Here is a 19,250-nt window from a genome sequence, read left to right as displayed (position 1 = left end):
CGTTTTGATACCCGCTTCGCCAGTTAAATATTGCTGAACGACAGAGAGCTTGAATTGCGTTGAGTACTTGGACATAAAAACACCCCAAAAATATGGACGGGTGTCCAACTTTTGGGGTGCAGTTCAGGTTTTGGCTGTTTTTTTATTTACATTCTGAAGTGTGTAAATTAAATAAATAGTGAAAAACCATATTTAGTGCTGTGAGATAAGGAGATGTGATGTTTACATACCCAGACTGTGGGCCGCTACAGTCTGGGTATGTTGTTTTTATTTGGCAGTGCCTTGAATAGACCAGAGGAAGTCGAGCAGTAAATAGCCTTTGTAGCTCGGGTTGTCACGTGAAACATAAAAATTGCTTAAGTAGGGCAAGGAGTTTGTTTGCGGATTTTTATCAGACGGCACAATGGTTGCTGAGCTGTGGCAAGTCATGCAATTGCTTTGTACGCCCGTTGTTGCTTTAAATGTCTTTTTTGTTGCGGGGTTATATATGCCGATGTTTTCTGGTGGTGCATCAAAAACACTGGCACTGAAATCTGATTCTAAATAAGGGTTATAAACGGTTACAGGCCGGCCAACACTTTTTCCGCCTGTAATAGCTTGATTGGGGGAAACCATTTGATACCCAATTGCCATTGCATAATGAGCTGCAGCCCCTTTGAGTTTTGCCGGGCGGGATTGTGCGATGGCAGAGCTGCTTGGCAACGGCGGGTGAGCAGGGTTGGGTGTCCAGAAGTAAGTTTGCCAAGTCCATTCATCTATTTCCCGTGATGTCACATGCATGGCCATTAGTACAACAATATCGCCTGCTGCAAGCGCTTTGTCTTTGGTCAGAAGCTGGAATTGGGTTTGGTTGGCGGTCGTGATTGGATAGTAAATAAAGTCGCCTAAGCCATAGGTGTTCCCCGGTTTGGGGCCTGCTTTACAATTTGCGTCGATCCCGCTGTTTTGAGTTGCCCCTAGGTTGCGGGTGTTGATATAGACACAACCTGGCCAGTCGGATTCCGGAAAGCCGTTTTTTTGGATGGCTGGGGTCACCGCTGGTGTGCCAGGCCATGCTGGCATGGCGTAGACAGAGCCCTTTAGTAAGCTGGCCTGCCGGATGACTTTGTAAGTGGGCTTGGTGGCTACGGCATCAATTGGAAATGTAGGAATTGAGCGAATATCTCCGGTGCCTTCGTCGTAAAATTTCTGTAAGGCCGTGAGTGAAAATAAATTGTTTGCAGTGGCAAATGCCTGTGCTGCAGGGTTATACCCCATCGTGACATAGATATTGGTGTCAGGTTTTTCTGAACTGTTGGCGATGCTTATTTTGGATGGGGCAGGTGCTGCGGGAGGGGTGTTTTCTTTAAATCTGTGAGTGTGTTGCCTTGCACGGTCAATCGCAAAGGTCCGGACAGGCTGCCCCCCATTTTCAAGTCCTTGAACTATTTTAGGCAGATCTCTTATTTCACTTGGGCTTAGCCAGGTTAAATAAACGGGCACATTGGCTAAGCCAAACTCTGTTTCGCCGCTGGCTGTAGTTAGAGAAGTCCAGAGGCCCCAGCCGTGCAAATGGATGGAGTGGGTGTTTTTTAATGTGGGTACGTTAATCCACTGCATTAGTGTATTTTGGTTTTCAGGGAAACGGTAGCCCTGAATTCCCGGATCTGGCAGTGGTACTGGCTTGGCGTAAGCAAGAGTGGAAAGGGTAATTGCCATGAGTGAGCCGGCAAACTTGATATTGTACTTACAAGGCATGATGGATTTCCTCTTTATCCTTTAATAAAATTAACTATAGGGGAAAGAAAAAGCCATTTCATGTGTTGTTTTTATGTAAGATATTTTGATGGTTTCTGTTTTTTTTTGAGAAAGAAAATGCATCAAATGCCTTGGAGTACGGCTTTGGTCCCTGCTGAAACCCGCATGAAAAAAGGATTTTTCAAAGTTGGATGTGATTTAAAATCGTACAAAAAAGGCGTAAGGGAGTGGGGCGGTGAATAAGGCGGTGCTTATGCCGTTTGTCGGGTCGTTCGGCCTGTCGATTTTAGTTAAGCATGCAAAACGGGGCAACTCACAATCCGTTTGTTTTGTGATTTGCGCCCGTTTTGCAGTCTGATTAATTTTGAATGCGGAATGTGCGTGGGAATGGGGTATTTGTTTGTGGCCCAAACCAGCGATTAAAAATTTGTACTGCTTCACCGCTTTGTTCTGATTCAACTAATGATTCGTTGATCAGGCCCATCAGGCGTTTTTCACCTAATTTGGTCGCTACAGCCAGAATTTCAGTGGTGTTGGAGTAGTTGGATATTTCATATTGTGCTTTGTTTGGCATTTTATTTAATGCTGCGGCTAAAGTTGGCTCATCATTCATCACCGCATCGATTGTGCCTTGCTCCAGCGCACGCGTGGCATCGGGAATGTCAGCAAAGGTGGTCATGCTGGCTTTAGGATAAAGCTTACGGGATACGCTTTCGCCTGTTGTTCCTTTTGATGCGCCCAAACGCGCATTTGCCAGCGATTCAGATGTAGTAAAACGGCCTTTGCGTGTTAAGGCTTTTTGTGCGGCTACAAAATAACCGAGGCTGCAGCTGACTTCGCGCTCACGCTCTGGTGTTTTGGTGAAGGCGGCAACCAAGATGTCAACCTTGCCTGATTTCAGGCTGGTAATGCGCTCACCGGGATCGAGATCTTGTACTTTAAGCTTAACGCCCATTTTTCTGGCAATCAGTGATGCATAGTCAATGTCATAGCCAGAAAAGGTCTGATTGTCATTGCGTTTGGCAAAAGGCGGGTTGTCAGGCAAGATACCTACAACTAAAACGCCGCGCGTCTTGATGGTGTCGACTAAATCAGCGTGGGCCATCAGGCTGAGAGCACTTAATAAGCTTGCGATAAATATACGTAGCATAAAGAACCTTGATCACCATTGATTAAAGCGGCGATGATAATTTTCAAAAGATGAATGGGCAGACTGCAAATATACGGCTCTTATCTTTGTAAAGTATAAAGGCCGTGTTCCGCTCAGAATAAGGCTTGCTCATTTGTTGGAACATCGCTTATTTTATACTTTAATTGCTGAAGAAATGAAGATTTATATTGTTCCTGCGACAAGCGTTTGATTGTTTAGGGTTTAAGGGGCGCTTATCCGTGTAACAAAATACGATGATTGCGTTTATTAATCATTTGCTTACCAACCGGCCTAAGGTTAACAATGTAGGGTGATTGCGGGGTAATAGCGGCATTGATTGTTGCTGCTATTGAAATGCGTTCAATGTTTGAATATGCCGGTGGAATTAAAAGTGGGCGGTATTATCAATCAAATGCAGCAGGCAGGATTGTTGGTGTTAATTTTGTTTTAACCAGCATCAATATTGCATCTTGCAAAGAGCAATAGAAAAATAAGCGCTTATTTAATCTATACTATGTGGCTATTTGCCTTGTTTTGTGAGGTGATGCGCCGCTAACTGCGTTAGCCTACGGCGCGCAGGGCTCAGGCTGTATTTATTATGTTTTGATTGTTTTTAACTTTTCCCGTGGATAGATCATGCAAACATTAAATACGCGTTTTGGTGAGATAGAGATTGATCCGGAAACAGTATTGACATTTCCTTTAGGTATGCCGGGGTTTGAAGATTGCACCCGCTATAAATTGCTGCATGAAGAGCAGCCTAATCCGCGTGTGCGCTGGCTGCAGTCTCTGGATGATGCAGATTTGAGTTTTAGCCTAGTGCAGGTAGAGCATCTGGGCTTGACGTATGAAGTGTCGCTCAGTGATGAAGAGTGTGCTTTGATTGAGCTGGAGCATGCCGAAGACGCGGTTTTATTATTGCTATTGTCCCGTCCGTTTGAAGAGGGGCGTGAAATCACGGCCAATACTCAGGCGCCGGTGGTGCTGAATATTAAGAGCCGCAAGGCCTTGCAAAAAGTAGGAATCCGGGCAGACATCGTGTTTCGCAGCTGATTTTTGCGCGCGCTGAGCGCGTTTGGGCGGAGGCTCAGATTGTTCTTTCCTGTCCCTGTTATCTAATAGAGCTTTGATTTGTAGAGGGATTTTGTGAAAGGTGGCTGTTTTATTCGTGCTTTGCTTTGAATAAAGTTTCTATATGAAACAAAGGACTAGCGAGGGCGTCGTGAATTCAGGAAATATTCGGTGCGTGCGCATCTTGGGCGCTTGCTCTGCTTGCTGTATGATCCACGAATTTTTCGGGCAGCCTATATTCAGGGCTGCTTTAGTCGCGCGCAGCAGGAGAGCAGCATGAAAACGACCTTTCTCGATTTCGAGCAGCCAATCGCGGAGCTTGAGAACAAGATCGAAGAATTGCGCTTCGTTCAAGACGATTCCGCCGTTGATATTTCTGTAGAGATTGGCCATCTCGAAAAAAAGAGCCAGGAATTAACAAAAACGATCTATTCAAAATTAGCATCGTGGCAAATTTCACAGGTGGCCCGCCACCCGCAGCGTCCTTACACTCTTGATTATATTAAGGCGCTGTGTACTGATTTTGAAGAACTGCATGGCGATCGCAGCTATGCAGATGATGCGGCGATTATCGGCGGCCTGGCTCGTTTTAACGGCCAGTCGGTGATGGTGATCGGGCATCAGAAGGGTCGGGATACCAAAGACCGGCAATACCGCAATTTTGGTATGCCGCGCCCCGAAGGCTATCGCAAGGCTTTACGCCTGATGAAGCTGGCGGAAAAATTTAACATCCCGCTGATTACCTTTATTGATACGCCAGGTGCATATCCGGGGATCGGTGCGGAGGAACGCGGGCAGTCCGAGGCAATTGGCCGTAATCTGTTTGAGATGGCTAAGCTCAGGATACCGGTGATTTGCACGGTGATTGGCGAAGGCGGATCTGGCGGAGCTTTGGCGATTGCAGTGGGTGATGTGGTGCAGATGCTGCAGTACTCTACTTATTCGGTGATCTCGCCAGAAGGTTGTGCGTCTATTTTGTGGAAAACCGCAGAAAAAGCACCAGATGCAGCCGAGGCTCTGGGGATTACCGCAAATCGTTTAAAAACGCTGGGGATTATCGATAAGGTAATTACCGAGCCCCTGGGCGGCGCGCATCGGGATTATCAGCAGATGATGGCCACGATGAAAAAAAATCTGACGGATACCCTGAAAACGCTGCAGTCTAAAACGATTGATGAGCTTCTTGATGCGCGTTTTGAGCGAATGATGAGTTATGGCAAATTCAAGGAAGAAGCGGTTTCCTGATATGCCTTGCCGATTAAGGCTGAGTGACGATGGTTGCGCGTAAAAAACAAGCTTGCATGTCTTTGACAGATTCTTTTTTGCAAGTTTGAACAATGCATAAGTCATTATCACTTCAGTCTGGTTCTTTGCTGGAGCGGGCAGAGCAAAAGCTCTCCCGCTTTTTGCCTCATTCCACCCTCTGTGTGGGTTTGTCGGGTGGGCTTGATTCCGTTGTGTTACTGCATTTGCTGGCTGCCATAAGGCAACGCCGGCCTTTTGTGCTGCGCGCCATTCATGTGCATCATGGCTTGTCGCCCAATGCGGATGCCTGGGCTCAGTTTGCTTTTGATTATGCGGCAGGCCTTGGTGTGGGATGCGCCGTGGAGCGGGTCTCTCTTGCCCCCTATCTGAAGCAGGGCGTTGAGGGGGCTGCACGATCTGCGCGTTATGCGGTGTTTGCCCGGCAGGATTGTGATGTCATGCTGTTAGCGCAGCATTGCGATGATCAGGCCGAAACAGTATTGCTCAATATGCTGCGGGGCAGCGGTTTGCGTGGTCTGGCAGCGATGCCGGAATATCGCCCTTTAAATCAGCATATGGGAATCTTGCGTCCTTTGCTGGGCATTGCCCGGGCTGAGCTTGCCAGCTATGCAGCAGAGCAGGGTCTGGCCTGGGTTGAGGATGAAAGCAATCTTGACCCGCGTTACGACCGCAATTTTTTGCGCAATGAAATTTTCCCGCGTTTAAATACAGTCTGGCCAGGCGTAAATGCCACTCTGGCCAGGGTGGCGCAGCATGCGTCAGAGGCGGATGCCCTGTTGCTGGAAGTCGCAATTGCTGATTTTGCTCTGTGTGTTCAGGACAACGTGTTTGATGTCTCGATTGCTTTATCCGAATTACGTCTGCGCAATGTGCTGCGCTACTGGCTGGTGCAGAATGGCTTGCAGCTGGACGCCCGTGCTTTTGAAGAGTTGATCAGAACGGCGCTTTTTTCTGCAATTGATGCTCAGCCTGTGCTGGTTTGGCGTCAGCGCGCGGTGCGGCGTTATCGGCAGCGTCTGTATATTACGCAGGCAAAAATTGGGTTGATTGAATCGGTGGCTTTGCCATGGCAGGCAGAGATCCATTTAAAATCCGGGTGTTTGAGCTGGAGCCGGGCAGAAGAGGGGATTGATCCTGAGTGGCTAAGGTGCGGGCGGCTGGAGCTGCGGCCGCGTATCGGGGGGGAGTGCATGCGTCTTACTGCACATGGCCCGCGAAAAACATTAAAGCAGCTTTATCAGGAGGCGGGCATTCCGCCATGGCTGCGTTTAAGTACGCCGCTGATTTATCTGGATGGTGAGCTGGCTGCTGTGCCGGGTTTGGGCATGGATGCGGGTTTCAGAGCGGGCGGGCAGGGGCTTGTGCCTTGCTGGCGGCCAGCGGTTTAAGTGATTTGGGTATTGGCCAGATTGAATAGCCAATACCCTTATTCCTTTAAACGGCGGCACCTTCAAAAATAATTTTCCAGATGCCGTCTTCCTGTTGCCAGTACTGACGTTTATTCATCTGGTTATCTAAATTATTACTGCGATAATCCTGTTTAAAACTGGTGGTCAGGCGGGGATTAGGGCCGCCACTGGCGTATATGCTCAGATTATCAAGGCGAATTTTGCTCCAGCTTTTACCTGCGCTCACGCTGATTTTCTGGCTGCTCCAGCGGGCCAGATCCTGGCCATCATCACTTTTAAATTGTTTGGCGTAGCGGTTAAGGTAAGGCTGGGTTTTGAGTGATTCCCATTCTTCACGCCAGCCATCTACAAGGCTTAATGCAGCATCGCGTCTTGACTGCCACTCTACCTTAGTTACCCATTCGGCCTTGGGAACAATCACAACGGGCGTTTGGCCTACCTGAATATACTGAGCAATATCGAGCATTTCTTCATTGCTCATTGCTACGCAGCCATTTGATGCCCAGGGGGCGCGGGCATAGGTATTGGCGGGAACGCCGTGCAGCCAGATGCCCGAGCCAGTGCGGCCTTCACTTTTATCGATCTCATTGGGAAATGAAATGGGCCAGGCGCCCACACCGTACAGATCGGCCTGAGCTCCGCGTGTTTTATCCAGATAGGGCCTGGATAAATGGCCATTTACAAAATAGACCCCCAGCGGGGTGCGCTGATCGCCTTCCCTGAACTTGTCTGACCCCAGCTTGCCGATGGTTGCGTAATGATCGGTGACATAGGTGGGGACGCCATCCACATTCTTGAATACATAAATACGGGATGCTTCGGCATCCACCAGAATGGCGTATTGCTGTTGCGGAGCAAAAACCAGTAAATGCGCGGGCAGCCGTGTCTGCGGGGCCTGAGTCATGCTGCTGCTGATCCGAGCCAATGCTTCTTTTCGCAAGTCTGCAATTCGTTCTGCTGCTGCCGTGCTGCCTGCACCCGCTCCCATTGTGTTGAGCGGCATCGCACGCATGGCGTAGAGATCGCCAGATAATAAATAGGCAAGCCGGTAATTGGGTTGTTCTTTGAGCAGGGCATCGACTGTGGCGCGTGCGTCGGCCAGATTGCCGTTACGAATGTGATCAATCGCTGACAAAATTCTTTGTTCAGGCGTGCCTTTGCTCGCTATGCCTGCTTTTTCTTCCAGAAAGCGGGGTTTAGCGGGGTCAGAGACAATAGGGCGGGCGGGTGGTGCAAGCATCAGAAGAGCAAGCAGGCAAGTACCGCGCTTGCCCCAGATAAACAAACTACTCATACGTGATCAGGAGCCTGTTCGTTCTTCTCGGATCAGCCAGCGGCTGCCCGATTTTTCTAAAATTAAAGTTTTGCCTGTGCTGCTGGATAAATGGCTTGCCTTGTAGTGCTGGCGAAAGCGTACTTTGGCCGAGCCATCATCCGCGACATCAATTTTCATGTCCGATATTTTTACGTCTATCGATTTAGGCGCGCTGATTCGCTGGCGGCGCTCTTCGCTCCACGCACTGAATTTTTGGCCACCAGGGGTTTTGAAGCTGCTGCTGTAAGCCCCTAGGTAGCCATTTACATTTTGTTTGCTCCAGGCCTGTGCCCAGTTTTCTACCGAGCTGGCGATCTGCTGCTTATCAGCGTCGCGTGCATCAGGTTTGGGGGCGGGCGTTGGAGTGGGCTTTGTCGTAACCGGGGCCGCAGTTGGGATTGCTACGGGCTTGGCTGTCGGTACAGGGCTAGGTGTGGCGGCAGGCTTAGGCTCTGGTGTGGCAACAGGTATGGGTCTGGCGCTTGGTGCAATCTGCGCGGTTTTAACAGGAGTGGTGTTGGTTTTGACTGCCGCAGATGGATTGCCAAAGAGGCTGCCCACCATTTTGAGCTTGCCCTGGACGGCCGGATTGCTGCCTTCTAATTGCAGTGCTTTATCGTAAGCCTGTGACGCAAGCCGTGCGTACAAATCACCGAGGTTTTCGTGGGCTGTTGCGTAAGACGGATTGGTTTGTATAGCCATCAGCAGGGCAGCGCGTGCTTTATCCAGCTGATTTTGCTGTGCATAAAGTACAGCAAGATTGTTGTAAGGCTCAGGAAGCTGGGGGTTGTCTGCAGATAATTGGGTAAACGCTTTGATGCCCTCATCTGTTCTGCCCATTTCGGTCAGAATAATGCCGCGTAAAAAACGGATTGATGGCTCTTTAGGCGATTTTGCTAAGAATTTATCCGCACGATCAAGCGCCTGCGGCAATTGTTTGGATTTAAGCAGCTGTTGAATATCTTCTGCATCCCCGGCATAAACGCCAAAGGATAAGAAGAGGGGCACTAGGGCTAAGGCAATGCGACGCAGTGTCATATGTATATCCGAAACAGTTGGTCAGGCGCTAAACTGCGCGAGTTTAACAAGAAACAGGCCTTCTTGTCGCAATGAACATCCCATTGCCTGTGTTATCTGTCCTGCTTATTTGTGGCGGCGGATGTTTTTATGGTCATTGCGTGGCAGGGGCCTCTGAAATTTGCGCTTAGTCAGCCCGGGTTGCAGGCTGCCTTGCTGAGTTGATTGATTGCTTTATCCGAATATTTTTTACAGCGGTCGGCCCGCCGGATTGGCTTTGGCGTATTTATTCTGCTGCAACTTAAGATTCTTTATGAAGGCATTGGTTTTTTGTTGCATATCCTTTTTTTGATTCTTGATATGAATCAGCTGTTTAAATTTGATTTTTTATAGACGGCTTCTGTTTGTCGCGGTGGTTTATTGAATGCTTTGGGGCTGTTATGCAGGTGGATTAACGCGCTCCTTCTCTTGCTTTATAGCAAAGAGAATCGGGAAAAATTCGGGCATGATTCAGAAAAGTCGTATTTTCACCGATGCGCTTTTGTGTAAGGAGCGCTACACTGAAATGTTTATCTTAGTTTTTTGGGCCTCGCCATGCAGATTACCGTCGTAAAACACCCCCTTGTTCAACATAAACTTGCGCTATTGCGTGCAGAAAATGTCAGCACCAATAAATTTCGCTTACTCACCGAAGAATTAGCGCGCTTACTGGCTTATGAAGCAACGCGTGATTTGCCATTAGAAACCACCATGATCGCCGGTTGGTGTGGTCCGGTTGAAGTGCAGCAGGTGAAGGGTAAAAAACTGACCGTGGTGCCTATTTTACGTGCAGGGATTGGCATGTTAAATGGCGTGCTTGATTTGGTTCCTTCTGCAAAAATCAGCGTGGTTGGTTTGGCGCGCAATGAAGAAACGCTGCAGCCCGAGCCTTATTTTGAAAAGTTTGTAGGCAATCTGGAAGATCGTCTTGCCTTGATTATTGATCCGATGCTGGCAACCGGCGGCTCTTTGGTTGCAACCATTGATATGTTAAAGCGTAATGGCTGTAAAGATATTAAAGCGATTGTAATGGTGGCCGCGCCTGAAGGCGTGAAATTAGTAAATGACGCGCATCCTGATGTTGAAATCGTGGCGGCTTCCTTAGATAGTCATTTAAATGAGCAGGGTTATATTATTCCGGGCCTGGGTGATGCCGGCGATAAGATTTTTGGTACGACAAAGTAATCTGAATTATAAGCGGTACAACATCCCCCTCGAAGAAGGGGGATTTTTATATCTGAAAGATGTCAGGGGAGCAGTTTATGTGGTTTGCTTTAAAGCAGTTTGTGTCCGGGGCGCAGATCTTGTTTGTGGCTTTTGGGGCTTTGGTTCTGGTGCCCTTGCTGACAGGATTAAACCCTGCAATGGCTTTGCTTGGAGCGGGTGTAGGGACGTTGGTTTTTCAATGGATTACCGGCCGTAAGGTACCTATTTTCCTGGGCTCGTCTTTTGCCTTTATTGGGCCGATTATTTTTGCTATGCATACATGGGGGCAGGCCGCTACGCAGTTTGGTTTGTTTGCAGCGGGCTTTATGTATTTTGTGATTGCAGGCCTGATTAAATGGCGCGGCATGGGGTTTATCCATAAATTGCTGCCGCCTGTTGTGATTGGCCCTGTGATTATGGTGATCGGCCTTTCTGTTGCGGTAGCCGCATCCGGTATGGCGATGGGGCAAGGCGGCGGTAAGCAGTTGGTGGCTTACAATACTTCATTATTTTTGGCGGCTATTTCTCTGGGCACAACGATCCTGGTTTCAGTTTTTGCCGGAGGGATGCTGCGCCTGGTGCCGATCCTGTCGGGCGTGATCGTGGGTTATGTCACTGCCGTTTTTATGGGCGTGATCGATTTTACTGCAATTGCTGCGGCACCCTGGTTTGCAATGCCGCACTTTGTAAGGCCAGAAGTGAATTGGGCTGCCGCTTTATTTATGCTGCCAGTTGCGATTGCACCAACGATTGAGCATATCGGCGCGGTGATGGCCGTAGGGCAGGTAACCGGGGATGATTACACTAAATCGCCTGGTTTGCACCGCACCCTGGCGGGGGATGGTTTTGGCGTGTGCTTTGCCGGCTTAATTGGCGGTCCGCCGATTACAACTTACTCTGAGGTGACAGGTGCGCTGATGATCACCCGTAACTTTAACCCGGTGATTATGAGCTGGGCGGCTGTACTAGCAGTTATTCTGGCTTTTTTTGGTAAATTTAATGCCTTGCTGCAATCGATTCCGCTGCCCGTGATGGGCGGGATTATGGTGCTGCTGTTTGGTACGATTGCCAGTATTGGTCTGAAAACACTGATCGACGCCAAAGTAAACCTGATGGCCCCGCGCAATCTGGTGATTGTTTCTGTGGTGCTGACTTGCGGGATTGGCGGCCTGATGCTGAAAATCGGTGATTTCAACCTGGCCGGTGTGGGTTTGGTGAGCGTGCTGGCGATTGCAATAAACTTATTGCTGCCTGCAGAGCAGGCGGTGTAAAAATATAGTCTGAATTGTAAAGAGGGAGGGCTGGCTATTAATCCAGCCCTTTTTTACAGGCCGGGTGAGGTGTTTTTATGCCTGAGCGCAGCATCTATACCCTCTTCAATCTCGGGTACGGCGTCAAACTGCACCACACCGTAGATTTTCCAGTCATCTGCATCACGTTTGAGGTGATAACAGGTGCCATATTGCCATGGGTCTGATTCCAGCCGCGTCACCGACCAGACAAGGTTGACGGTAGCAAAGTGTGAGTCAATTTGCAGGATGTCTTTAATCTTATAAGTTGCACTAAGAAACCCCTGCTGCTCAAACCAGCCCAGCAAACTTGCTGTTGCGGGCAGGAGCAAATCCATTGTTTCCCAGACCGTTCCCTGTCCTTGATGGATGGTCATAAAGGGTAAAGCAAACATGGATGACGTTGCGTTTGCGTCTAAGGCTGAATAAGCCTCGCCATATCGTTCAAAAAACGCTTCTAATCCTAGATCCACTTCGTGTACTCCATTATTTAACGCATCTTATTTTATACATGGCGCACAAATGCAATACAACAATTCGCTTATATGTTTATTTATACACATTGTAAAATTCATTAAACAGAAAATTCAGCGCTGCTGATTGTTTCAGCAACGCTGAGCTGCTTATGAAGGCTTATTGCACCTTAATACCTGTCCAGTAGCGGCTTAGCAGGCGACGCTCTTTTGCGTCGTAAGCCCGTAATAAAGTCCATTTGGAAAAGTCTTGGGGCTTAGGGTTCAGTACCGGGTGCTGGCTGAGCTCTGGGTCTAAAAAGGGCACTGCCGTGCTGACCGGGCTGATGCCGCCGCTGGCCTTAGCCTGAGCAGCGGCTGTTTTTCCTTCCAGCAAGAAATCAATAAACTGATGGGCAAGATCAGGCCTTGGCGCATCCCGCATGATGGTGACGGTATCCATCCACCATTCATTGCCTTCTTTTTGCGCCGTAAATTCCAGATGGAATTTACGTTTAGTGTCTTTGACTTCGCGACGAGCCTGAAATAAATCCGAACTATTGCCCATCGCCAGCCAGATATTGCCGCTGGCAAGCTGGCGGCTATAGCTGTCGTTATTAAATGCAGCCCAATAAGGCTTGGCTTTGCGGATGACCTCGCTGGCTGCAGCAAGGTCTTCCTGCTTGCCAGAATTGGGGTCTTTGCCTAGGTACATCAGCGCTGCGGCAAATAATTCGCGGGAGCTGTCTAAAACGGTGACTTTATTTTTTATTTTTTTGAGTTGTTCCGGGTCAAAAATAGCGGCCCAGCTGCCAGGGTCAACGCCTGCTGCTTTTAGTTTTTCTGCGTTATAGCCCAGCAGGGTTACACCAATCATAAAAGGCTGGTGATAGGCATTATTGCTGTCGTAGGGCACGCGTAAAAAGGCGGGCAGGATGTCTTTGCTGTGCGGAAGCTTGCTTTTGTCGAGGGCCATCAGTTTATTAGGGCCGATCAGCGCAGGCAGGACAAACGTTGAAGGGAAAATCAGATCATAACCCTTGGCGCCCGCAGCCAGCTTGGCCAGCAGCTCTTCATTATCGCCATAATAACTTTGCTCAACACGGCATTGGCAGCGTGCTTCAAAGGCCTTGATGGTGCTGGCGGGCATGGAGTTGCTCCATACATAAATAGATAATTTGTCGGTCGCATTTGCCCAGGATACATGAAGTAAAAAGCCTAAAAATAACCATTTCCACATAGTGTTCTCTTCCTTATTAGTCAGCTTGTATGGCGTAGCTCAGAGCCTGAATGGCTGCTCAGGTAACCGGCCATTTTTTAAAAAAGGCGCAAAGATATCACGCAAGTGCTTATTGCCGCATTGCTGAAACATAAGCCCAGGCACCAATCTGTACTCGGTTACGGTAGAATAGACGGTATCTAAGTATCTACAGAACCCTATTCAGACATGAGCAATGAAGCCCCGATTGTAAGCAATTTTATTCGTAGCACGATTGAAAGCGATCTTGCCAGCGGCAAGCATGCCAGCATTCAAACGCGTTTCCCGCCTGAGCCTAATGGCTATTTGCACGTTGGCCACGCTAAATCGATCTGCCTGAACTTTGGGGTAGCGCAGGATTACCAGGGCCAGTGTAATTTGCGCATGGATGACACCAATCCTGAGAAAGAAAACGAAGAATTCGCGCAAGCCATTGCCAGCGATGTGAAATGGCTGGGTTTTGAATGGGCGGGCGAGATTCGCCATGCCGCCGATTACTTTGAACAGCTTTATGCTTACGCAGAAGAGCTTATCCTGGCAGGTAAGGCCTTTGTATGTGAGCTTGATGCCGAGCAAATGCGTGAATACCGTGGCAATTTTGAAGTGCCAGGTAAAAACAGCCCTTTCCGTGATCGCTCCGTTGTAGAGAATCTGGATTTATTCCGCCGCATGAAAGCGGGTGAGTTTGCCGACGGTAGCAAAACATTGCGTCTTAAAATTGATATGGCCGCGCCAAATCTGAATTTGCGTGATCCGGTGATCTACCGCATCAAGCGCGCGCATCATATCCGCACGGGCGACAAATGGTGCATCTACCCGATGTACGATTACACCCATTGCATTTCTGATGCGCTGGAAGGCATTACACACAGCCTGTGTACGCTCGAATTTGCTGATCACCGCCCGCTCTATGACTGGGTGCTGGATAACATCACCATAGCTTGCCATCCTCAGCAGATCGAATTCTCGCGCCTTGAGCTGCTCTACACCATGACTTCCAAGCGTAAGCTGGCGGCGTTGGTGAACGAAGGCTTGGTGTCGGGCTGGGATGACCCGCGTATGCCTACCGTGATTGGTATGCGCCGCCGTGGTTATACGCCAGAGGGGATTAAATTATTTGCCCAGCGCGTGGGTGTGTCCAAATCAGAAAACGTGGTTGATTTAAGTATTCTGGAAGGCGCAGTGCGCGAGCAATTAGAAAGCAGCTGCCCGCGCATTATGGCCGTAGTTCGTCCGCTGAAAGTGACGCTGACCAATTATGAAGAGGGCGTAACTGCCTCCCGCACCGCGCCTTATCACCCGCAGCACCCGGAATTTGGCGAGCGCAATGTGCCGATCTCGCGCGAGATTTGGGTGGAGCAGGATGATTTCGCCGAAGTGCCGCCAGCAGGCTGGCAACGCCTGACCGTGGGCAGCGAAGTACGTTTGCGCTATTCCTACGTGATGAAGTGCGATGAAGTGGTGAAAGACGCGGCGGGCAATGTGATTGAGCTCAAATGCAGCCTGGATATGGCGACCTTGGGCCAGAACCCGGTTGGCCGTAAGGTCAAAGGCGTGATTCACTGGTTGTCGGCTGAGCACGCTGTGCCTGCCGAAGTGCGCTTGTATGATCGCCTGTTTACAGAGGCCCGCCCGGATGCTGTACGGGGTGCAGATGGCGAATACGTTGATTTCCGCCAGTTTATTAATCCGGAATCGCTGGAAGTGGTCACGGCCTATGTTGAAGCCGTAGCGCGTGATTTAGCACCTGAAACCCGCTATCAGTTTGAGCGTTTGGGCTATTTTGTCACCGATCGTAAAGACCATATCGCGGGTGAAAAGATTGTGTTTAACCGTGCAGTGACATTAAAAGACACCTGGAAAAGCGCATCTTGAAAAAGTGGCTGACACTGGTTTTACTGGCATGCAGCGGTGCAGCTTTTGCGGCTGCACCTGCCGTGGTTTATCAGGGAGAGGCGGGCCAGCATCCGGTGCAAGTGGCTTTGGCTTATCTGAAAGATAAAGTCAGCAACCCTGGCGGGCAGTTTGAATATCAGCGTCTGGATATTCAGCAGCGCTCGCAGGGGGAAGATTTTTCTCATGCCCAAATCAGCGTGGAAATCAAAGGCCTGATGGATGACAGTGTGGCCAGCGAGCGCTATCGCTTGAAAATGGCTTTTGTTGATGCAGCCTGGGTGATCGCTGAGCAGCAGCAGGATCATACCTGCCGCCGTGGTGCTAAGGGTTATACCAAACAGCTTTGCCGTTAAGCGGGTGAATGGTATGCGTTACTTTCGGGGAGAGCGGTGTTCTCCCCGTTTTTAAGCAAGCGGCCCGTTACAAACGGGCGTACTGCTTTAAATGGAAAGCTACTTAATGAGTCAATTACAAAACGATACTTTCTTGCGCGCACTTTGCCGTGAGCCTGTGGAATACACCCCGGTGTGGCTGATGCGTCAGGCAGGGCGTTATTTGCCTGAATATTGTGCCACCCGCAAAGAAGCCGGTTCATTCTTGCAGCTTTGTAAAAATACAGCGCTTGCTACTGAAGTAACCTTACAGCCGCTTGAGCGCTACCCATTAGATGCGGCAATTTTATTCAGCGATATCCTGACTGTGCCCGATGCAATGGGGCTGGGTTTGTATTTTGCTGAAGGTGAGGGCCCTAAGTTTGAGCGGCCACTGCGGGATGAACGCGATATTCTGGCGCTGACCGTGCCTGATGTGGGCACTGAGCTGCGCTATGTAACCGATGCTGTGTCATCCATCCGCAAGGCCTTGTGTGGCCGGGTGCCCCTGATTGGCTTCTCTGGCAGCCCGTTTACCCTTGCTTGCTACATGATTGAAGGCCAGGGCTCGGCGACATTCAGCCGTGTGAAAACCATGCTTTATGATCGGCCTGAGCTTTTGCACCACATCCTGGATGTGAATGCCCGTACCGTGATTGATTACCTGAACGCGCAAATTGAAGCGGGTGCGCAGGCCGTGCAGATTTTTGATACATGGGGCGGCGCTTTGGCTTATGGCAAGTATCAGGAATTCTCGCTGAACTATATGAAGCAGGTGATTGCAGGCCTGAAGCGCGAGCATGACGGCCGTAAAGTGCCGGTGATTGTGTTTACCAAGGGGGGCGGGCTGTGGCTGGAAGATATCGCCAATAGCGGCTGTGATGCGGTGGGGCTGGACTGGACGGTGGATCTGGCCGATGCACGCCGCCGTATCGGCCATAAAGTGGCTTTGCAGGGTAATTTTGACCCGAATGCTTTGTTTGCCAATCCTGCTGCAATTGAATCTGAAGTGGCTCGCTTACTGGCAAGCTTTGGTGAGGGGGAGGGGCATGTGTTTAATTTGGGCCATGGTATCTCGCAATTCACCAACCCGGATCATGTCACCACCCTAGTTGAAAGTGTACACAAGCTGTCACGAAAGTATCATCAATTTCATAAGTAAAACAAGGGCTTATAGCCTCATTCTATTGGGTTTTTCCGATAGAAGCCTGAGTTATACACAGTGTTTATGGATACTAAATGCGACTTGTCAAGCATTAAGGAAAAATTAATTGTTTGTTACGCATTTTTGTAACCCATTGATTTTAAAAGAGGTATTTTAGAGTTCAAAAAATAGGCAAGCTAAGCACAGCCCCGATTCTATTGGGGTTTGTGCACTTATCTTCAGTTAATCCACAAAGTTATCCACAAAATCTGTGGGTAGTCTTGTTTTGCACCTATTTGCAGGGCGTTTATGACCGGAGTATTAAAAAACTGCTGCTATGTTTCGGTGGCGCTCGATGTTCCGCTTACACGTCTTTTTGAATATAGCTGCCCTGCTGAGTACGCTCCTGTGATCGGTGCGCGGGTGATCATTCCATTTGGTCCGCGCCGCCTGGCTGGGGTTATTCTGAGTGTTGCAACTGAAACAGCATTTGATCAGACAAAAATACGCCCTGTTGTTGCCCTGCCCGATGATATGCCGCCTCTGGCTGAGGATGTGCTGGCGCTGAGCCGCTTTTGTGCCGAGTACTATGGCCATCCGCTGGGGCAGGTCCTGGCAACCGCGCTGCCCGTTGCGCTGCGTCAGCCCAAAGCCTTTGTGCCGCCAGAGCCAAGTGGTGTGTATCAGGCCATCAATCTGGATACGCTCTTGCAAAGCTTGTCTGCGCGCGCTACAGCGCAAAAGCAGCTGGCTCTGATGCTGGCTCAGCCTATGGCACGTGCCGAGCTGGCGGCGGTGTCGTCCAGTGCCAATAAATGGTTAAAGAGCTGGATGGAAGCGGGTTGGGTGGCTTTTACCGAAACGCTGCCCGATGCGATTCCTCTGCCCGTGGGGGCTGCCGGGGCCAATGCTGAGCAAGCTGCAGCCATTGCTTTGATTGATGGCCAGCATGCATCGTTTGCTGCGTTTTTATTATTTGGGATTACCGGTAGTGGTAAAACCGAAGTTTATTTGCAAACGATTGCGGCTTGCCTTGCTAGGGGGAAACAAGCCCTGGTGCTGGTGCCGGAGATAAACCTGACACCGCAGCTGGAGGCGCGCTTCAGGGCGCGTTTTCCCAGTGCCCGCATTGTGGCGCTGCATAGTGGCTTAAGCGATAAGGAAAGGGTGCTTAACTGGCTGTCTGCCAGCCGTGGCGAGGCGCATATTGTGCTTGGCACCCGTCTGGCCGTGTTTACGCCTATGCCTCGCCTGGGAATGATTGTGGTGGATGAGGAGCACGATGCCTCGTTTAAGCAGCAGGAAGGCCTTCGCTATTCGGCCCGGGACGCCGCGGTATATCGGGCGCACCAGCGGCAGGTGCCTATTGTGTTGGGCTCGGCAACCCCCGCGCTGGAGACATGGCATAACGCGCGTCAGGGGCGTTATCGCCTGATCACCTTACAACACCGCGCGGTGGGCGGTGCGATGCCACCGCAAATCGAAATTATCCCCATGCATCGCGCCAGGGTGGTGGAAGGCCTGCATCAGGCCACTTTAAATATCATGCGTGAGCATCTGGCGGAGGGGCAGCAGGTGCTGGTGTTTATTAACCGCCGCGGTTATGCGCCGGTGCTCTCTTGTGGCGAATGCGGCTGGCTGGGCGAATGTAAGCGTTGCTCGGCCAAACTGGTGCTGCATTTAAATGAGCGCCGTTTACGCTGCCATCATTGCGGCTACGAGGAAGTGATTCCTTCGGCGTGCCCGGATTGCGGTAATCAGGACATACGCCCGCTTGGCCAGGGCACGCAGCGGATTGAAGCGGCATTAGAAACATTGTTTCCTGATGCAAAAATCTTACGCATAGACCGGGATAACACGCGGCGTAAAGGCAGCTTGCAGGAGATGCTGCGTCAGGTGAGTGCGGGTGAGGCTAATTTGCTGGTTGGCACGCAAATGATGGCCAAGGGCCATGATTTCCCCGCGCTTAATTTGGTCGTGGTTTTAAATGCCGATGCAGGGCTGTTTAGCGTGGATTTTCGCGGTGAAGAGCGTATGTATGCCCAGCTGTTACAAGTGGCAGGCAGGGCGGGGCGGGCAGGTACGCAAGGCAGGGTGCTGATCCAGACTGCTTATCATGATCATCCCTTTTATGGTCAGCTGCTGGCACAGGATTACGCAGCATTTGCCGATGCGCAGCTGGGCGAGCGCCGCAGTATGCAGCTGCCGCCGTTTGCAGCTTATGCGCTATTGCGGGCAGAGGCTGAAGATGGCGCGCTGGCTAAGGCGTTTTTACTGCAATTACAGGCGGTGCTCGCCGATGCACCAGGTGTGCAGATGTTTGATCCGATTGCCGCCACCATGCAGCGCAAAGCAGGTATGGAGCGCTGGCAGCTGTTGGTGATGAGCGACACCCGCCATCCCTTGGTCAACGCCTTAAAACGCATCGCGCCTATGCTGGAAGCACGCAATAATAAAGTACGCTGCATTCTGGATGTGGACCCGATTGAAATGTAGTGCTGAGCCAATGCTGTTCACTTTATAGTCAAATGATGGATAATTGATAGATAATTTCTTTTTTTCATTAATCATGAAGTATGGCGAGCAGAGCTGCACATTTGGAAGATTCGATTCGAATATCTGACTACTTA

Annotated in this window: 16 protein-coding genes; 10 read left to right on the top strand and 6 right to left on the bottom strand. The window is 50.1% G+C overall.

From position 1 onward, the window contains the following. Positions 1–267: 267 nt before the first annotated feature. Positions 268–1,698, bottom strand: coding sequence for a hypothetical protein (locus CSQ88_RS19210; protein ID WP_143449522.1), 1,431 nt, complete (start codon positions 1,696–1,698; stop codon positions 268–270). Between the two features lie 397 nt (positions 1,699–2,095). Next, positions 2,096–2,887, bottom strand: coding sequence for a transporter substrate-binding domain-containing protein (locus tag CSQ88_RS19205; RefSeq protein ID WP_099399695.1), 792 nt, complete (start codon positions 2,885–2,887; stop codon positions 2,096–2,098). Between the two features lie 636 nt (positions 2,888–3,523). On the opposite strand from CSQ88_RS19205, the gene fliW reads away from it, so the two are divergent. The 3 genes from fliW (at position 3,524) to tilS (ending at position 6,612) form a co-directional block, all read left to right on the top strand. After that, entirely contained in the window at positions 3,524–3,940 is a 417-nt protein-coding gene (fliW, locus tag CSQ88_RS19200; RefSeq protein WP_099399694.1) for a flagellar assembly protein FliW, read from the top strand. Positions 3,941–4,234: 294 nt separating this feature from the next. After that, positions 4,235–5,203: an acetyl-CoA carboxylase carboxyltransferase subunit alpha gene (locus tag CSQ88_RS19195; RefSeq protein WP_099399698.1), complete on the top strand. Its 969-nt coding sequence runs from the start codon at positions 4,235–4,237 to the stop codon at positions 5,201–5,203. A 92-nt stretch (positions 5,204–5,295) separates the two neighbouring features. Beyond that, the gene (tilS, locus tag CSQ88_RS19190) at positions 5,296–6,612 is read left to right on the top strand and encodes a tRNA lysidine(34) synthetase TilS (protein WP_099399693.1); all 1,317 of its coding nucleotides are present in this window, start codon (positions 5,296–5,298) and stop codon (positions 6,610–6,612) included. 46 nt (positions 6,613–6,658) lie between these two features. Here the strand turns inward: tilS and CSQ88_RS19185 are convergent, their stop codons facing one another. Both CSQ88_RS19185 and CSQ88_RS23605 read right to left on the bottom strand, forming a co-directional pair. Beyond that, positions 6,659–7,927, bottom strand: coding sequence for a murein L,D-transpeptidase family protein (locus CSQ88_RS19185; protein ID WP_099399692.1), 1,269 nt, complete (start codon positions 7,925–7,927; stop codon positions 6,659–6,661). Positions 7,928–7,933: 6 nt separating this feature from the next. Next, positions 7,934–8,986, bottom strand: a complete 1,053-nt coding sequence (locus CSQ88_RS23605) for a tetratricopeptide repeat protein (protein ID WP_099399691.1) — start codon at positions 8,984–8,986, stop codon at positions 7,934–7,936. A 204-nt stretch (positions 8,987–9,190) separates the two neighbouring features. On the opposite strand from CSQ88_RS23605, the gene CSQ88_RS23700 reads away from it, so the two are divergent. The 3 genes from CSQ88_RS23700 (at position 9,191) to CSQ88_RS19170 (ending at position 11,481) form a co-directional block, all read left to right on the top strand. Next, positions 9,191–9,358, top strand: a complete 168-nt coding sequence (locus CSQ88_RS23700; RefSeq protein ID WP_143449521.1) for a DMT family protein — start codon at positions 9,191–9,193, stop codon at positions 9,356–9,358. A gap of 201 nt (positions 9,359–9,559) precedes the next feature. Further along, a complete protein-coding gene (gene upp / locus CSQ88_RS19175) occupies positions 9,560–10,189 on the top strand; it encodes a uracil phosphoribosyltransferase (protein ID WP_046352806.1) in 630 nt (209 codons plus the stop codon). A gap of 77 nt (positions 10,190–10,266) precedes the next feature. Next, positions 10,267–11,481 carry a uracil-xanthine permease family protein gene (locus tag CSQ88_RS19170; RefSeq protein WP_099399690.1) on the top strand — a complete coding sequence of 405 codons (1,215 nt, stop codon included), beginning with the start codon at positions 10,267–10,269 and terminating at the stop codon, positions 11,479–11,481. Positions 11,482–11,534: 53 nt separating this feature from the next. Here CSQ88_RS19170 and CSQ88_RS19165 read toward each other — a convergent pair whose 3' ends face one another. Continuing rightward, positions 11,535–11,972 carry a hypothetical protein gene (locus CSQ88_RS19165; protein ID WP_143449520.1) on the bottom strand — a complete coding sequence of 146 codons (438 nt, stop codon included), beginning with the start codon at positions 11,970–11,972 and terminating at the stop codon, positions 11,535–11,537. 160 nt (positions 11,973–12,132) lie between these two features. Next, positions 12,133–13,191, bottom strand: coding sequence for a PotD/PotF family extracellular solute-binding protein (locus CSQ88_RS19160; RefSeq protein ID WP_099399688.1), 1,059 nt, complete (start codon positions 13,189–13,191; stop codon positions 12,133–12,135). A 207-nt stretch (positions 13,192–13,398) separates the two neighbouring features. Between CSQ88_RS19160 and CSQ88_RS19155 the strand changes: the two genes are divergently transcribed. From CSQ88_RS19155 to CSQ88_RS19140, 4 genes are all read left to right on the top strand, one after another. Then, positions 13,399–15,084, top strand: a complete 1,686-nt coding sequence (locus tag CSQ88_RS19155; protein WP_099399687.1) for a glutamine--tRNA ligase/YqeY domain fusion protein — start codon at positions 13,399–13,401, stop codon at positions 15,082–15,084. Next, a complete protein-coding gene (locus CSQ88_RS19150) occupies positions 15,081–15,458 on the top strand; it encodes a hypothetical protein (protein WP_099399686.1) in 378 nt (125 codons plus the stop codon). The genes CSQ88_RS19155 and CSQ88_RS19150 overlap by 4 nt, the downstream gene beginning before the upstream one ends. 106 nt (positions 15,459–15,564) lie before the next feature. Beyond that, on the top strand, positions 15,565–16,638 hold the full coding sequence (hemE, locus tag CSQ88_RS19145) for a uroporphyrinogen decarboxylase (RefSeq protein ID WP_099399697.1): 1,074 nt from the start codon (positions 15,565–15,567) through the stop codon (positions 16,636–16,638). 291 nt (positions 16,639–16,929) lie between these two features. Next, complete coding sequence (locus CSQ88_RS19140) at positions 16,930–19,116, top strand: primosomal protein N' (RefSeq protein WP_099399685.1); 2,187 nt, start codon at positions 16,930–16,932, stop codon at positions 19,114–19,116. Positions 19,117–19,250: the final 134 nt, after the last annotated feature.

The sequence above is a fragment of the Iodobacter sp. BJB302 genome, assembly GCF_002735645.1.
Classification (GTDB): Bacteria; Pseudomonadota; Gammaproteobacteria; order Burkholderiales; family Chitinibacteraceae; genus Iodobacter.
The sequence above is the reverse complement of the archived record's forward strand: the minus strand, read 5'-3'. Positions and strand labels throughout refer to the sequence as shown.

Coding starts and splice junctions, on each gene's coding strand:
- CSQ88_RS19210 (WP_143449522.1), bottom strand. CDS start 1,698: ATGGCAATTACCCTTTCCACTCTTGCTTACGCCAAGCCAGTACCACTG.
- CSQ88_RS19205 (WP_099399695.1), bottom strand. CDS start 2,887: ATGCTACGTATATTTATCGCAAGCTTATTAAGTGCTCTCAGCCTGATG.
- fliW (WP_099399694.1), top strand. CDS start 3,524: ATGCAAACATTAAATACGCGTTTTGGTGAGATAGAGATTGATCCGGAA.
- CSQ88_RS19195 (WP_099399698.1), top strand. CDS start 4,235: ATGAAAACGACCTTTCTCGATTTCGAGCAGCCAATCGCGGAGCTTGAG.
- tilS (WP_099399693.1), top strand. CDS start 5,296: ATGCATAAGTCATTATCACTTCAGTCTGGTTCTTTGCTGGAGCGGGCA.
- CSQ88_RS19185 (WP_099399692.1), bottom strand. CDS start 7,927: ATGAGTAGTTTGTTTATCTGGGGCAAGCGCGGTACTTGCCTGCTTGCT.
- CSQ88_RS23605 (WP_099399691.1), bottom strand. CDS start 8,986: ATGACACTGCGTCGCATTGCCTTAGCCCTAGTGCCCCTCTTCTTATCC.
- upp (WP_046352806.1), top strand. CDS start 9,560: ATGCAGATTACCGTCGTAAAACACCCCCTTGTTCAACATAAACTTGCG.
- CSQ88_RS19170 (WP_099399690.1), top strand. CDS start 10,267: ATGTGGTTTGCTTTAAAGCAGTTTGTGTCCGGGGCGCAGATCTTGTTT.
- CSQ88_RS19160 (WP_099399688.1), bottom strand. CDS start 13,191: ATGTGGAAATGGTTATTTTTAGGCTTTTTACTTCATGTATCCTGGGCA.
- CSQ88_RS19155 (WP_099399687.1), top strand. CDS start 13,399: ATGAGCAATGAAGCCCCGATTGTAAGCAATTTTATTCGTAGCACGATT.
- hemE (WP_099399697.1), top strand. CDS start 15,565: ATGAGTCAATTACAAAACGATACTTTCTTGCGCGCACTTTGCCGTGAG.
- CSQ88_RS19140 (WP_099399685.1), top strand. CDS start 16,930: ATGACCGGAGTATTAAAAAACTGCTGCTATGTTTCGGTGGCGCTCGAT.